Raw genomic sequence first — 14,865 nt, 5'->3', positions numbered from 1 at the left:
GATACGTCGGGCATCACGGATGCCGACGGTCTCGGCGCCTTCAGCTACCAGTGGTATCGCAACACGGGCTCGGGCCCTGTGGCGATCGGCGGGGCGACGGGCTCGACCTATACGCTCGGCGACAGCGATGTCGGTGCGCTGATGAGCGTGGCGGTCTCCTATGTCGATGCCAGGGGCACGTCCGAGGGTCCGCTGACCTCGTCGTCGACCGCGACGGTGACGAATGTCAACGACGCTCCTACCATCACCAGCAACGGCGGAGATCCAGTCGCTCTGATCAATGTCGATGAGAACCAGACATTGGTCACCCAAATTGCAGCCACCGATGTGGATAGCGTCAGTTTAACCTATCAAATCGTCGGAGGAGCGGATGCAGGGCTGTTCAACCTCGATGCCTTTACAGGCGTGCTTTCGTTTACGATCCCTCCTCGGTTCAGTGCGCCATCTGACGCAGACGGAAACAATTATTACGAGGTAACGATCCAAATCAGCGACGGAAATGGGGGCTTCGTACAACAGCAGATCATCGCGGTTGTTACCGGCGATCCAACCTCGCATCTTGCGACCGATCACACGTTTATCCAGAGTCCGAACACGGTTCTGGCGGCGCTTGACGAGCAAACCGAACTTGAGGGCAGTGTTGATCTGTTGGGGGCACCGGCTGCCGAACCGATGCTGCCGGACTTCTTCGTTAGCAAGACGCAGGCCGATCTGCCGGGTCCGCAGGGAGACCGGCCGGGTTCGGCGCCCAGCGAAGGGAACGGCAACGTGGAGAGCTTTCCGCGTTTCGATGATATCCCACTGCTTGGCGAGTTCGACCTGACGCAGTTTGGGCCTGCGCTTGTTCCGGCTCTCAATCCGGTGTTCCAGATCCGTCTCGATCTCTCTGACCTCAACCAGGAAAAATTGTGGAGATCGATGAGTGAGGCAAGCGCGGGCCTTCTGAAGCAGGATCAATTCCTGGGGATGGAAGTGCGCAGCCTGACGATCGGTAGCAGCGTCGCTCTATCCGCGGGCGTTGTGGCCTGGGCCCTGCGGGGCGGGGCGCTTGCCACCGCGCTGATGGCTTCTGTTCCCACTCTCAGTTTCTTCAATCCGATGCTGATCGTCATCGCTCGCAGGAGCATTGACGGCGATCAGGATGTTGTCGGTGACATGTTCTCTCGCCGGCCGGCGAACAGCATGCAAGGAATGTCAGCTTGAACCTGTTGCGTCGTTCACCGTCCTCATCGGGTCAATACATGGCACCGGCATTCGGTCTCGCACTGTCGATGACGCTCCTGGTGCTCAGCATAGTCTCAATTGCCGCTCTTCTCGGTCTGGTTCCGGATCGGCTTGCCTACCAGCTCGAGGCCAGGGCCAGGGTAGCGGAAGCACTCACCCTGCAAATTGCCACCGCAGCAGCCAGAGACGAGATCGAGATCATCCACGACACCATTTCTGCTGTTCAACGGCGGGACGGCTCCGTCAGGTCCATCGGGCTCAGGAGGGTTTCGGGCGAACTTGTGGTGGCGACGGCAGATCACGACGGGTTCTGGACTGGAACAGAAGGGGGACGATCGACCCAGACGCATGTTCATGTCCCGATCTCGGATGGCACGGGGGTATGGGGCGGCGTCGAAATCGTGTTTCAGCCGCTCGACTCGCGGTTGCCCCTGCTTGGCATTCCATTCGACCTGCTTCTGTTTTGCGGCTTCGTCGGTGCGTCTTCCTTCGCCGGCATGTTCCTGGTCCTCCGGCGGAGCATGCGGTTACTCGACATGACGACGACGGTACCGTCCCGTGTGCAAAGCGCCTTCGATACGCTGTCCGATGGCGTCGCGGTCGTAGACCGGCGGGGCAATATTCTCCTCGTCAATCAGTCTCTGGCAAAAATACTCGACAGTGATGATAAGATGCTCATCGACCGTGACCTGAGTGCCTTGCTCTGGCGAAAGCTGAAGAGGGAGAGCGAGCTTGCGGAGCTGCCATGGTTGACCGCGCTTCGCGAAAACAAGACCGTCACTGACGTTCCCATGAACCTGCGGCGCGAGAGCGGCGACATCGTGAACATTCTGGTCAATGCGACCAGCATTTCGCCCGATGGCATAACGGTTCATGGAGCTCTGGTGACGTTCAAGGATGTGACGGCTATCGAGCGTAAGAATCGCGATCTCTCGATCGCCTACAACAAGCTTCAGCAGTCCGAGACAGAGATCAAGAAACAGAACAATCAACTGAAATATCTCGCAAATCATGACCCGCTCACAACCTGTCTCAATCGCCGAGCATTGTTTGAACAGTTTGAGCAGCTGTATCAGTCCGCTTTTTTGTCCGGCCGCGATCTGACCTGCCTCATGATTGACGTGGACCACTTCAAGAGCGTCAACGACACATACGGCCATGCTGTTGGCGACGATGTCATCGCCGGCCTGGGCCATGCTCTGCTGGAAGCCGGGGGGCCAGAAGACCTGGTCGGTCGCTACGGGGGCGAAGAATTCTGTATGGTCCTCGATGGGGCTGACATCAATGCGGCCAAGCAAGTGGCCGAAGAACTCCGACACCTGGTAAAGCAAAGGTCGCCAGCCTGGCTGAAACAAGACAAGACCCTGTCCATCAGTATCGGGATAGCGGCCGTCGATGGGCGGGCGGGGACCGTTCACGCTGCGGTCAACAACGCAGACCAGGCTCTCTATTCAGCCAAGAAGGCGGGAAGGGACCGGGCCGTCATCTGGAACCCGTCGACGCAGAACCTCGACACAGGCCATGAGGCGGAACACCAATCTTCGTCTGGCCCAAGCGGTGGCGAAGCTTCAAAGCTGCAGGTCAATCCGGTCGCGAAGCAGAAAACGCCACTGGAAATCTTCACGCGCCGTGTTCAGAAATCGCTGATCCAGTCGGGCGGTGATCAAGATGCTGTTGCCGTCATTTGCGTCAATCTTGACTCGCAAAGCGAGTGCGAGGTCCGTTTCGGTCCACGTGTATCGGCCGAAGTGATGCGGAACGCGTCCGACAGTCTCGATGCCATATTCAGGGATGCTGACATGGTGTCGCTGATGTCGGGGAAAGAGCGAAAGGTCTCCATTCTGCCGATTGACGCGAGTATGTTCCTGATCGAGCTCACGCAGACAAGCGACTCCGGTTCTCTGTTCTGGGTTTTGCAGCGCCTCGTCGAGAAGCTATCTTCGCTCTTCAATTCCATCATAGGCGGTCCTCCGGTCCGCTTCAGTGTCGGTGCCTGCCTCTACTCCAATGACGTTCAGAGCGCTGACGCATTGATTGAAAACGCGATCGCCGCACAGCGACTGGCGTCACGGCAGGAAGGCGACCACACTTTCCAGATCTTCTCGTCCAACATGGCCCGTGTTGTCGATGAGCGGAATGCGGTGGAGAAGGGCATCCGGCAGGCTCTGCTGAACAGGGAATTCCAGCTGCATTTCCAGCCGATCATCAATTTGGGCACCGGAGATGTTTCCGGAGCGGAAGTCCTTCTGCGCTCATCCAACGAACATCTGAAGAACACATCGATCGATACCGTGATCCAGGTTGCGGAAAAGACCGGTCTTATTCATGACGTGAGTGAATACGTGTTCGGAAGGGCATTTGCCTTGATCAGCGACTGGCACCGACATGGCTTGACCGTTCCGCTGATCTCGATCAACATTTCCGCCGAGCAGCTCAAGGGTAGAGACATCATCTCCAGTATCCTGAAACTGGCAGAGGCTCACGCAGTCAATCCTGCCTCCATCCAGCTTGAAATGACGGAGTCGGCAATGGTGACCGACATCGCGCAGACCTCGGAAATCCTCAGGACGCTCCAGACTTATGGCTTCCATATTGCGCTGGATGATTTCGGGACCGGTCAGTCGTCTCTGGCTCATCTGCTCGACTTGAACCCGGACACCATCAAGATCGACAAAAGCTTTGTCCAGTCGATCGAAACCAATCAGGCCAATCAGATTCTGGTGACGACAATCGCGGATCTCTCGCGCAAGATCGGCGCCAAGGTGACCGCGGAAGGGGTGGAAACGCCACAGCAGCTCGAGTTGTTGGCCGAGATGGGCTGCCACAATGTTCAGGGTTTTCTCATCTCCAGGGCCTTGCCCGATCAGCAGTTCCTTGAGTGGCTACGCGTGTTTCAAAGGGAAAGCACAGCGGTCGAACTGAAGCGCGCCGTTTGAGCTGTCATCGCTCACTCGAAAGGAGACCTCGGAGCTTGTCGGGGCCATAGGGCGACCGCAGCCGGTCTGACCGTCCAAGCCGAAGAAGTGCGCCCCACCCACCCCGATCTGATCCTGGAAGCGCGGCCGGCGGGACCCTCGTCCACCTGCATGATCGGCAGAGTGCAGATCATGCAGGTGGGGCATTGGGCCAGAGATGAGACCGACGAGGTGGTCAGCCTATCGTCGCAAGCTGGCGGTAGCGTCCATTGGCGGCAATCAGCTGATCGTGATTTCCGATTTCGACGATGCGGCCGTCTTCGAGTACCACGATCTGGTCTGCGTGGCGCACCGTCGACAGGCGATGCGCGATCGAAACCACCGTGCGATTGTGACGCGCCGCAAGCGCCGCAGACAGTGCATTCTCGGTCTGGGGATCGAGCGCGCTTGTTGCCTCGTCGAGCAGGAGGATGCGCGGATTGCGCAGGATCGTGCGGGCCAAAGACAGCCGCTGCCTTTCACCGCCTGAAAACTGGTATCCGCGTTCGCCGACTTCGGTCTGTAGACCGCGGGGCAGGCTCGCCACCTTCTCGGTCAGCTGCGCAAGTTGGAGTGCCTGCGCGATCTCGGCCGGTGATGCCTCCGGTTTGGCAAAGCGCAGATTCTCCTCGATGCTGGCATTGAGAAGGAACGGATCCTGGGTCACGACACCGATGATGTGCGAGAGGGTTTCAAAGCTGAAATCCTTGATGTCGATGCCGTCCAGCATCACACGGCCGCTGTCTGGATCGTAGAGGCGTGCCAGCAGATAACCGAGCGTGCTCTTTCCAGAACCGGTGCTGCCGACGATTGCCGTGTGCGTGCCCGCCTCCATGCGCAAGGTGATATGGTCGAGCGTCTGGCGCTCCGATGCGGGATAGGAGAACGAGACGTCTTCGAAGGCGATCGCGCCCCGAAGGCTGTTCACATCGACGTCGACCGGATGGGCAGGCTCGACGAGTGTCGGTTTCGTATCAAGGTAGCCGAAGACCCGCGTCAACAGAGCTCTGGCTTTGCGCAGTTCTACCCGCGCCTCGAACAGCTCGAGCATCGGCCAAAGCAGCTGTTCCTGCAAGGCGATGAGCGCAACCAGGGTACCAATCGAAACGCCGAAGCCCTTTGCCAGCATCAGCCCGCCAATGAGGAAGGTCAGGGCCGGCAGGATATCGAGCGCAAACATGATGAGGGCGAATTCCCACTGTCCGGCCGTATGGGATCGCAGCTCAAGCCGCGCGACGTCGGACGAGGTTTCGCGGAACAGCCGTGTGAGATGGCGTGCGCGGCCCATGGTGCGGGCGAGGATGAAACCGCCCGCCGAGAGCGACTCCGTCACCGTCGCAGACATGTCGGCAATCCGCTCCTGCTGCTCGAAGGTCAGCCGCTCGCGCACCGAAGCCACGCGATTGTTGAGCCAGAGCAGGATCGGCATGAAGGCAAGCGAGGCAAGCGCCAGGCGCCAGTCGAGCAGGATCATGGCGACAACGGTCGTTAGCACGACACTGACATTGCGGGCGACGTCCGTTGCGGTATTCGTGAACAGGGATTGAAGGCCGGCAATGTCGCTCGACATGCGCGACTGCACCTCGCCGGTGCGCGCCGTGGCAAAAAAGGCAAGCGAAAGCGATTGCAGATGCTCATATAGCGCAACCCGCAGCTCATGCATGAGCTGCTGGCCGATATGGGTCGAGACGTAGGCTTGCAGCACGCCGGCAACGGCGGCCAAGATGGCGACGCCGAAAAGTCCGAGGCAGAGCCAGACCAGGAGGCCGGCATCGCGGGCCGGCAAGGCGTTATCGATGATCGCGCGCATCATGAAGGGCGTCGTCGCACCCGCAATACCAGCGAGGATGATCAGGCCGAGTACGACCAGCAGGGCCGTTTTATGGGGACGAAAGAGGGCCAGGACGCGCCTCCAGGGCGTGTGGCGCTGTGCCGAAGCCTCGTAATCCTCGAAGTTGTCATCCGGGTCATGCATGGTCTGATCTCATTGTTCTCTGGATTGTCCAAGACAGCATTTCAGCATCGCATCCAGCGGGTTAACGCATCTCCCAAGCCGGCAATGTTCGCGACACCTGCATGACGTTTCAGGGGGCGTCCTGCTGCAGCTGCGGGCGGATGAAGGAAATCACCACAGCAGAGCGGGGCCGAACACGGTTTGCGGAGGCTGACAGCCATTTCATGGAATGGCACTCACCACGGCTCTGTGGAGATTTCGTCGAGATATTGCGCAGATCGTATCCGGAGGCAGATGTATCTCGAAAACGCAGGAAGCGGCAGGGGGCCGGATCAGCCGAACCGGCGAAGCCTCCTCAAGCAAGGTTCACCGTCTGACAGGACAGATACGCCAGCCATCAGGTCAAGCGGGACCGAATAGCTGGCGAAGCTCCTCTTTTCATCGGAGGGCCAGCCTCCCGTGGACGGCACATCGGACCCATCGGACCTATCAGGATCCGATCGAGGACCTCTCGGTTGCCTCGGAGAAGGCGGTCACGCCATTTCTCGACGTTTCCGCCATCTTCGGCAGCGAAGCTACCGGCGGCGTCTCTCGATTGTCATGCCTGAATTCGAGGCATCCGCGTTATTTGTAGACGCGGATGATCACGCGTTGCCCTACCCGGAAGGGCGCATCCGGGCTGACCATGACAATCGAGGTTGCTGTGCGGATGTCGTTGCGTTCCCCCGGCATCCCCGTCGACTGCATCAAGACCGGAGAAATACGGCTGATGCGTCCCTGATATCCTTTTCCTGTTCTGTCCTCCTGCACGATTTCGACCGGAACACCAGGCTTCACCCGGTCAAGGAACTGCTCAGGGATTTCCGCCCTGACGATCTTCTGACCTTCCGGGAGGATCGTGAACATCTCAGTTGCGCCATTCGCGGTGGCAAACTCGCCGGCCTTGATCCCCTGCCGGATAATGGAACCGTTTACGGGAGCGCGGATTGTTCGCATCTCGACTTCGCGCGCCGCCATATCCCGCCGGATCCGCGCAGCTGCGACAACGGAAGCCGCTACCTTGAGTTCGACGGCAAGGTGATCTCTGGCGGCGAGGGCCTCATCGAGGGCTTGATCGGAGATGGCATTTCCCGCTGCTGCGCGTTTGATGCGGTCTGCCTGGCGCGAAAGGTTCGCCATCTTCAATTGGAGCAGTTCATGCTGCTGCTCCGCCTGTAGCGCTTCCTCCGATGCAACCCGCGCGGAAAACTCTTCCTGGGCAGAATCGAGCACGGCCAGCACATCGCCTGCCTTCACCTGATCGCCTTCGCTCACCAGCAGCGAGGCGACGATACCATCGCGAGGCGAAGTGATGCGCAAAAGGCCGCCCGGAATATCCACGACCCCTCGAGCCGCAGCCTGGATGGGAGGGCCGACCAGGTCAGTCCTGTCGGTCTCCTCTTCCGCATTCGGAGAAAGCGCTGTGACATAGACAAGTGCGATGCCCAGGACGACGGCGCAGACCGTAGGTACCGCAGGTCGTTTCATGCGAGGGAGAAATTTCATTTGTTTAAGACCCTGTGGAACTTTGACTGGAAGAAGGGCGGATATCTCGGAGCAGGCGGCCATCTTCCATCTGGAGGACTCGATCCGCCTGTTTCACGAGACGCATGTCGTGTGACACACACAGCACCGCCGAGCCTGATGTCCTGGCTATCGACTGGAGTATCGCGACGATGTTTCGCCCGTTTTCGCTGTCGAGCGCGCTGGTCGGTTCGTCTGCGAACAGGATGGCGGGCTTCTTGACGATTGCCCGGGCTATGGCGACACGCTGCTTCTCGCCCCCTGACATTTCTGCCGGTCGCAAATGGCTTCTCTTCGAAAGGCCCACGCTGGCCAGAGCAGCAACAGCCCGTTCGCGTGCTTCCGCCGCAGGAACGGCCATGTAATCGAGAGGTACCTGCACCTGCTCCACGGCCGTCAAGCCGGGGAAGAGGTTGAAACCTTGAAAGACGAAGCCACAAAACCTCAGGCGGAATCTATCGCGGTCAGAGTCGCGCAGAGACGAGAGCGGCACATTCCGAGCATGGACGGACCCTTCATCGGGCATGGTCATCCCGCTGAGGATGGCGAGGAGCGTGCTTTTGCCGCAGCCGGATGGCCCAATCAGCAAGGTGAAGTCGCCCGGAAAGATGTCGACCGAGACATTCGACAGGGCCTTCATGTGAATATTATGGATCGTGAAGGACTTCGAAAGGTTTTGGGCGCTGAGGACAGGCAACATGTCTTACCTCAAAAGCGTGGCGGGATCGGTGTCCCGCAAGCGGTGAATCGCAAGCAAGCAGGCAACCGCCGCAACAAGAAGAACCACAGTCGAGGCAGCCGCGACGATGCTGAAGCGCAATTCGAAGGGAACGCGGTAGATCGACGCTATTATGGCGATTGCCACACTCAAGATCAGGCTGATGACAAAGCCAAAGAGAGCGACCCAACCCGCCTGTTCGATCACGATGATTCTCAAGCGGTCGAACGGAACACCCAGAGCCCTGAGGGTGGCGTATTGAGGAACGGTGCCTGCGACTGCCGCCATCAAGGTCTGACTCGTGATGACGGCGCCGATCATGACAGCGATCAAGGTCGCGAAGATGAACGCAATGCCCGCACCCGAATCGAGGAGCATATACATCGTGGTCATCGATGCGAGTTCCTCTGCCGACCAGACTTCGAAGCGACGGACATCGCTGAAGCTGTTCAGTTGCTCCTGTACGGTGGAACCGCTCATGCCCGGCTTGACGTCGTAGAGGAAATAGGTGGCGCCTCCGTTGCTGGGAAGGCTCTGATCCAGTTGACGCGCGGTTTCCAGCGAGGCGACCACATTGACACCCCCCAAGCCACGAAGCCCATCTATGTAGCCGACGATGCGCACGGAGCGTCCGTTCACTTCAGCGACCCCGCCCTTCTTCGTCGAGAGTTTCGACGCGTCCGCGATGTCGACCACAACCGTGCTTGGCTCACTCAGGGCGTTTCGAAGCTGATTGGGAACGATGCGGGCCAGGGCTTCAGCGTCGCCCGACGTGTCTATGCCCAGCACGGTAACGCTGACACCCCCACCACCGATTGTTCCTCTCCAGTCGCCCGACCCGAACAGGATCGGTTCGACATGCGAAATCGCCGGTTGGGCATAGAGATCCGTTGCAACACTGGCCGGGATCGTGCGTCCAAGATCAACGCTTTGCGTCCCTGGAAATCCGACCCAGTACGTGGCGGTGGATTGCGTCACGTAGAGACTATTTGCGCCGACGATGCCAAGCAGCAGGGCGCCCTGAACACTCATCAGGACGCCGGAGAAGGCAATGGCGATCGTGGCAGGAAGAAAGCGACGCCATTCGTGCAGCAGTGTCTTGCGTGCGATCGAGATCGACATGTCAACTGCGTCCCGGCACGGCAGGATAAGGTGCAGCAGCTTTGGGCATGCCGGTCAGACTGCCCCCCGTTGCCCTTGCGACCGCGATCAGCGCTTCTGCTTCATCTCTGATGGCCTGAATGACGAGCTGATTGGCCTCTGCCGTCGCGATCTGGCGCGTAACGAGGAGCGAGGGATCCGAGAGCCCCTCATGGGCCAGGCGTTCCGCAGCTTTGAGATTCTTCCTGGCCGCAGCATGGCTGGCCTTCGCGCGTGCCGTTTCGAGACGCGCAACATTCAGAGCACGAAGGGCAGACGAGGCTTCGCCATGGGCCGCAAGAACGGCCTGGCGATAGGCCGCGACGGCCTCTCGCATCTGCGCCTTCCTCGCCTCGACGATATCCAGGCGCTTGCCGTAGTCGAAGATGGGCATCTGAAGGGACGGTCCACCCATCACTCCCAGGATGGAGCCTGAGACTGGTGATCCCAGTCCGATCATTCCGGACAGATGAAGCTTCGGATAAAGATCCGACTCGGCAATTCCAACCTCGGCGCCGGCTTTCAGAACGGCCAGTTCAGCTCTTTGAACATCTGGACGTTGCCGGAGCGCGTCCGCCGGAATTTGTGCCACGGAAGCGTTGCTTGCCACCGGTTGGGGTGCTGCGGCTGCCAAGGCGGCGTCGCCTTCGGGCAAGCCCTGCAGAATGGCAATGCGCTGGATCTCGTCTGCAATTGCGCTGTCGAGGGCACGCTTCTTCATCTCGACTGCCGCGCTGTCGACATCTGCGGTCTCCGCTTCCAGACGGGTACCCAGTCCGCTTGTGGAGCGGACCACTGCGATGTTTCTTGCCCGAGCGGTGGCCGATGAGAGGAGGTCCAAACTCTGGCGCTGATGCTGGAGTGCCCTTAGCCGCACGTAACTGATGGCGGCTTCCGCGGTGATCGACAGCTTTGCCGCGTTGACGTCTTCGGCGGCCATCTGCCGTTCCAGATCAGCGGATTGCCGCGCCAAACCGTCCTGGCCAAAAAGTGCGATCTCCCACGTCGTCTCAAGATTGAGCTGAGCCGGACGTCGGGAGATGTCATCGACTTTCGATTTGACGTTTGCACCCGTTGCCGACCCTGAAAGACCGACGTTGGGCAAGAACTGCGATGATGCAGAATGTGCGACGGCCGAGGCTGCAGCCAGACGCTCGCGGGCCTGAGCGATCGACAGATTGTCCTTTTCCACGCTGGCGACGATCTGGTTGAGCTGTCTGTCGTTGAGTGCCAGCCACCAGGCTTGTCGCTGCGGCCGTTGCAGCTGAACGCCAGTCTCCGCAACCTGCTGCGAGGGCAGGGACGTGGCAATGTCTGAGAGTGTTGCAGGACCATTCTGGCAGGAGGTCAGCAGCAGGCCAAAGATCACCCATCGATGCCGCTTAAAGATCGAGCCGTCTGTCGTTCCGATGGGAGCGACGAGGTGATGATGCAACCTGCTCATTTTGGACCACATGAAACACTCATTACCTAAGGAGACCGTCATTGATCGCCATCACTGCCGCCTCCCCGAAAGGGAGCTGTCGCGGTCACCACGTTTTACTGGAGCATCCCAGATATGAGATTTGGCGCAGTCACTGTGCAGATTCCGTGGAGGGAGATCGCAGCGCGCATTTTTCTGGAGCGGTGGATACGAACCAGGCGCCGGCGATAATCAATGCACTTCCCCCCAGTTGAAGGGCGGAAATGCTCTCTGAGAAAAAGATCCAGGAACTTGCGAGAACAAAGACATAACTGAGGGCGGAGAGGGCGAAGGCTTTTGACAAATCGGTCCGTGCGAGCGCGCGCATCCACAATATGAAACAGGCAATTTCAGCGACAATGGCAAGTAGGAACCACTGTGAGGTGGCCAAACCGATGACCCACTCGATGCTGAATTGACCGGGGGCATCGAGAGCACTCTGTTTAAGGAAGATCTGCTGCAACGTGTTCAGCAGCGGAATGGAAAGCCAAAGCGTATGAAGGTCCTTCATTGCTTCTTCAATCCATCACTACCAAAAAACGGCGCAACCCAGCTGAGCACGGCATGAAGCGCGGCGTTGCGGTGCTTGAAGTACATGACGTTGGCGGTCAAAGCGCTGCCGAGACGGAGCTTGTTCTCGTAGTAAGCCTGCCCGCTCTGGTACCGGGTCAGGCCATTTTCAAGGCAATAGCGAAGGTTCTCAAACCAGCTGAGATAATAGAGATTGTAGGGCCTGCCTCGCTCCGTATCCATGCAGAAGAACTTGTCGATGAGCCTATCGTCGTCGTGCAGGAGCAGGTTGAAGGCGAGAATCTCATCACCAACGCGATAGACCGTGCAAAACGCATTGTCGGGCAAATTCTCCAGGACACCTTTAAAGTAGTCCGAGGTCAGTTCCTCGAACTGCCATTCACTCCTGTTGCGCGTATCCTGGTAGAGTTCAATGAACCGGGGCAGCATGTCGCCCAGTTCGTTCACCCTTTCCACCTTCACTTCGGACGCTACCCGGCACTTGCGCCGCATATCCTTGCGTGTCGCGGACGAGAGACGGGCGAGATAGGTTTCGATATCGGGAAAGTCGATCCGCAACCAAGCCGTAGGCAAGCTCGGCATGGCAACAAATTCCTGCTTCTGTATCGCGGCTGAAAGCGCCTGATTGAGAGGTGCGGGAACGTCTTTAAGCGCAAACAGCCCGTATCCGGATCTCTGGGCCCAACGTTCGGTCCATCTCAGCAGATTGGTTAAAAGATCGGCTTTCCAAATCACCGAGATATCAGGATGTATTCCAATGGTTCCACATTCGGTGCAGGGAGAACCGATACAGGCCAGACGCAGTGACAAAAAGCCGGGGATCCGCTTGCGAATGCCTTCGACAAGAGCCGTGAGCCAGCCTCTTTCCAGCGTCGTCTCCAGATGGTAGTCGCACAAGAAAATCGGAGCGGCGGCGACGACGATCCCGAAGTAGCTTATCGTCGCGTATCGCCATTCGAATCCGGCAAGGCCAGCCTGCTCGACCGCCCACAGGTAATCGTAGCGCTCGATGTCTGCGCCGAAACAGGCATCCCACGCCTCTCGATCGATGGTCGCCAGCGTGTCATGTATGCGAAAATCGAGATTGCGGGCGCTGAGGTCCGCGGCAGCGTCTATCTCAAATCTGGTTTCTAACAGCATCATTGTTCTCGAAGAAACGGGCAGAATACTCCGCGACCTGGCGGTGTTCTCTGTCCACGTGGATCATGTGGTAGCTGTCATTCAACCAGTGCAACGCCCTTGGGCCGCCCAGATTCGCGGCAATGTAGCGGGCGTGGTCAGGGCCACTGAGATCATCTTCCGTCGAATGGATGATCAGCGACGGGGTCATGATCGCGGGCAGATGCCGCTTCAAATGATGACCGAGCCGGTTCATCTCTATGAGGCCGCGCGCGGGGAAATGGCTCAGAACGCCTTCATTTTCCATTCCAGCGATCATCCGCCTCAAACGCTCGTCCTTGATACCCAGAGAGGGTGTCTCGTTGAAGTTGAGACGGTCGATGAAAGGTATCATCTTCAGCCAGCGGATATGCGGGGACAGGACTGCGTAGTAGCGGGGCACATTCCATCCGTCATAGTGAAAGCATGGTGAGTAAAGCGCGACCGCCTGGATAGGGGACGACTGCATATGCGACGCCAGAAGCGCCAGCTTGCCACCAACACAGATACCGGCGCCGAAGACGCTGTCGCTGCGTGATGCCAACCAGTCTGCTGCAGACGAAACGCTCTCCAGCCAATCTTCGAAACGCGACCGCCGCAGGGCCTCCTCTCCGCGCCCATGCCCAGCCAGGAGCGGTGCGAAGACGGAATAGCCCATGCGGCTGAATTGACGGGCCACCAACCGCATTTCGGCCGGCGCACCGCTCATCCCGTGCACGAGCATGACCGCCTCGCCGCTCACGCCTTCGGAAAAGAAGGAGAGACCATCGTTCAGCGGATTGAAAAGCTGGGCCTCCCGCTTTGACGCAGAGCGTGTGAAAGAGCGGGGGAAGCGTGTTTTTGCTTCGGTGAAAGAAAGAGTCATAGGCCTGATACCCCCACGCAGATAACACCGCCGGAAACAAGCGCGACCCCGATCGAATGCCGGATGCCGATCTGTTCCTTCAACACAAAGGCACTGACTATGCTGACGACCGCGTAACTCGATGCCATGAGCGGAAAGGCGATGGAAAGCGGAACGCGGGTCAGCACATAGGTCCACGCGACAAGCTCAACTGCCCAAAAGACAATGCCGGTCAGGGTCCAGGGGTGCAGATACGGATTGCCCTGCTCTGTCGCGGATGCCAGTTTGAAGCAGACCTCCCGACCCGCCTCCGTGATTATGCAGAACAGGATGAGGAGAAGCATTGTGCTATCGAGCCCGTACGTCATGACATCATGTCCGAAAACGAGTTCAAAAGCGTCAGATTGGTGGCGGTGTTGCAGTTGCTGGCGGCGCCAACGTCCGGAGTGCGTATAGGTTGGTCGATCAGTATCTCGCCGTGCTTCAGCAATCGTGTCAGCAGGGAACCGGAGTACATCGGTTTCGAGTAGTCCCCGATAACATCGGCGCCAACGATCCGGTGGCGCTCTGCTATGGCGCTGAGAAGTTCAAGGACCGTGGAGAGCCTCAGCTGGCCCTGATCCCAATTGGTGACAGCGTCGGTCGGGGACAAAGAATCCTTGTCTATCGTGATGTAAACATTCGATGTGAAAATTCTTGAGAGCAGGAACTCGGCAAATGTCTCGAGACCCATGTTCTTCATGGTTGACCAGACCAGGCGATCACCGGACTGGACGAAGCCAGCACTGTCTCCATAGCGGCGTCTGACGTGGCTTGGCGGATGATCGAAGGGGTAGACCTCGACCTTCCCGCTGACGAGATTGTTCAGGTTGGCGCCCTTGCGCTCCGGCCATTGCAGATCTTCGCTGCAGACGCCGAGCGTGATGATCTTCTCGACATTGGAGTGAGCCGCAACTTCGTTGACCCAGGAACCGCAATGGACACCTCTTTCGAAGCGCACCCAGTCTGGATGATTGTCTATGTGAATGACGGTCACCGGTTGGTCGAAGGCTTCTGCCGTCTCTGCGATGAGCAATGCCGAGACATGATGGAAGTCGCCCGATCCCAGGAAACACAGTCGAGGGGGCGAAAGCACGCCGGCGGGGCGCGCTATGCTGGGTTTCAAAAGATCGAGCGACTTCCGCCTGCTCCACAGGCGAATGGCGCTTCCAACACGTCGATCCTCAATTTCGCGGGCGCCGCGCGCGCGTGCGGCATCCACGAACTTCGGTTGCAGTTGGAGGGCGTCGTCTAGATGGAGCAGAAGCGTATCCACGA

Annotated in this window: 12 protein-coding genes; 2 read left to right on the top strand and 10 right to left on the bottom strand. The window is 58.8% G+C overall.

Features of this window, described 5'->3' with window-relative positions; translation table 11 throughout:
- Positions 1 to 78 precede the first annotated feature (78 nt).
- Together H6M51_RS19905 and H6M51_RS19900 are read left to right on the top strand one after the other, a co-directional pair.
- The gene (locus tag H6M51_RS19905; protein ID WP_185811540.1) at positions 79 to 1,203 is read left to right on the top strand and encodes a cadherin repeat domain-containing protein; all 1,125 of its coding nucleotides are present in this window, start codon (positions 79 to 81) and stop codon (positions 1,201 to 1,203) included.
- A 38-nt stretch (positions 1,204 to 1,241) separates the two neighbouring features.
- On the top strand, positions 1,242 to 4,160 hold the full coding sequence (locus H6M51_RS19900; protein WP_185811539.1) for a bifunctional diguanylate cyclase/phosphodiesterase: 2,919 nt from the start codon (positions 1,242 to 1,244) through the stop codon (positions 4,158 to 4,160).
- A 214-nt stretch (positions 4,161 to 4,374) separates the two neighbouring features.
- On the opposite strand, the gene H6M51_RS19895 is transcribed toward H6M51_RS19900, so the two are convergent.
- The 10 genes from H6M51_RS19895 to H6M51_RS19850 form a co-directional block, all read right to left on the bottom strand.
- The gene (locus H6M51_RS19895; RefSeq protein WP_185811538.1) at positions 4,375 to 6,153 is read right to left on the bottom strand and encodes an ABC transporter ATP-binding protein; all 1,779 of its coding nucleotides are present in this window, start codon (positions 6,151 to 6,153) and stop codon (positions 4,375 to 4,377) included.
- A 603-nt stretch (positions 6,154 to 6,756) separates the two neighbouring features.
- A complete protein-coding gene (locus H6M51_RS19890; protein WP_185811537.1) occupies positions 6,757 to 7,677 on the bottom strand; it encodes an efflux RND transporter periplasmic adaptor subunit in 921 nt (306 codons plus the stop codon).
- Positions 7,678 to 7,681: 4 nt separating this feature from the next.
- Positions 7,682 to 8,395 (bottom strand): ABC transporter ATP-binding protein, encoded by a 714-nt coding sequence (locus tag H6M51_RS19885; protein WP_185811536.1) that lies wholly within the window; start codon positions 8,393 to 8,395, stop codon positions 7,682 to 7,684.
- Between the two features lie 3 nt (positions 8,396 to 8,398).
- Positions 8,399 to 9,535, bottom strand: a complete 1,137-nt coding sequence (locus H6M51_RS19880) for an ABC transporter permease (RefSeq protein WP_185811535.1) — start codon at positions 9,533 to 9,535, stop codon at positions 8,399 to 8,401.
- 1 nt (position 9,536) lies between these two features.
- Positions 9,537 to 10,997 (bottom strand): TolC family protein, encoded by a 1,461-nt coding sequence (locus tag H6M51_RS19875; RefSeq protein WP_246780594.1) that lies wholly within the window; start codon positions 10,995 to 10,997, stop codon positions 9,537 to 9,539.
- Between the two features lie 130 nt (positions 10,998 to 11,127).
- Positions 11,128 to 11,526 (bottom strand): SMR family transporter, encoded by a 399-nt coding sequence (locus H6M51_RS19870; RefSeq protein ID WP_185811533.1) that lies wholly within the window; start codon positions 11,524 to 11,526, stop codon positions 11,128 to 11,130.
- The gene (locus H6M51_RS19865; protein ID WP_185811532.1) at positions 11,523 to 12,686 is read right to left on the bottom strand and encodes a GNAT family N-acetyltransferase; all 1,164 of its coding nucleotides are present in this window, start codon (positions 12,684 to 12,686) and stop codon (positions 11,523 to 11,525) included. The genes H6M51_RS19870 and H6M51_RS19865 overlap by 4 nt, the downstream gene beginning before the upstream one ends.
- Positions 12,664 to 13,569: a carboxylesterase gene (locus H6M51_RS19860; RefSeq protein WP_185811531.1), complete on the bottom strand. Its 906-nt coding sequence runs from the start codon at positions 13,567 to 13,569 to the stop codon at positions 12,664 to 12,666. Before H6M51_RS19860 ends, H6M51_RS19865 begins: the two co-directional genes overlap by 23 nt.
- Positions 13,566 to 13,916, bottom strand: coding sequence for an EamA family transporter (locus tag H6M51_RS19855; RefSeq protein ID WP_185811530.1), 351 nt, complete (start codon positions 13,914 to 13,916; stop codon positions 13,566 to 13,568). The genes H6M51_RS19860 and H6M51_RS19855 overlap by 4 nt, the downstream gene beginning before the upstream one ends.
- On the bottom strand, positions 13,913 to 14,863 hold the full coding sequence (locus H6M51_RS19850; RefSeq protein WP_185811529.1) for an arginase: 951 nt from the start codon (positions 14,861 to 14,863) through the stop codon (positions 13,913 to 13,915). Before H6M51_RS19850 ends, H6M51_RS19855 begins: the two co-directional genes overlap by 4 nt.
- Positions 14,864 to 14,865 lie beyond the last annotated feature (2 nt).

The organism is Rhizobium sp. AQ_MP (genome assembly GCF_014237835.1).
Classification (GTDB): Bacteria; Pseudomonadota; Alphaproteobacteria; order Rhizobiales; family Rhizobiaceae; genus Allorhizobium.
This window is presented reverse-complemented; position numbering and strand designations above follow the sequence as displayed.

What these genes read in the sequence shown, in the direction of transcription:
- H6M51_RS19900 (WP_185811539.1), top strand. Translation starts at nt 1,242, where the DNA reads ATGGCACCGGCATTCGGTCTCGCACTGTCGATGACGCTCCTGGTGCTC.
- H6M51_RS19895 (WP_185811538.1), bottom strand. Translation starts at nt 6,153, where the DNA reads ATGCATGACCCGGATGACAACTTCGAGGATTACGAGGCTTCGGCACAG.
- H6M51_RS19890 (WP_185811537.1), bottom strand. Translation starts at nt 7,677, where the DNA reads ATGAAATTTCTCCCTCGCATGAAACGACCTGCGGTACCTACGGTCTGC.
- H6M51_RS19885 (WP_185811536.1), bottom strand. Translation starts at nt 8,395, where the DNA reads ATGTTGCCTGTCCTCAGCGCCCAAAACCTTTCGAAGTCCTTCACGATC.
- H6M51_RS19880 (WP_185811535.1), bottom strand. Translation starts at nt 9,535, where the DNA reads ATGTCGATCTCGATCGCACGCAAGACACTGCTGCACGAATGGCGTCGC.
- H6M51_RS19875 (WP_246780594.1), bottom strand. Translation starts at nt 10,997, where the DNA reads ATGAGCAGGTTGCATCATCACCTCGTCGCTCCCATCGGAACGACAGAC.
- H6M51_RS19870 (WP_185811533.1), bottom strand. Translation starts at nt 11,526, where the DNA reads ATGAAGGACCTTCATACGCTTTGGCTTTCCATTCCGCTGCTGAACACG.
- H6M51_RS19865 (WP_185811532.1), bottom strand. Translation starts at nt 12,686, where the DNA reads ATGCTGTTAGAAACCAGATTTGAGATAGACGCTGCCGCGGACCTCAGC.
- H6M51_RS19860 (WP_185811531.1), bottom strand. Translation starts at nt 13,569, where the DNA reads ATGACTCTTTCTTTCACCGAAGCAAAAACACGCTTCCCCCGCTCTTTC.
- H6M51_RS19855 (WP_185811530.1), bottom strand. Translation starts at nt 13,916, where the DNA reads ATGACGTACGGGCTCGATAGCACAATGCTTCTCCTCATCCTGTTCTGC.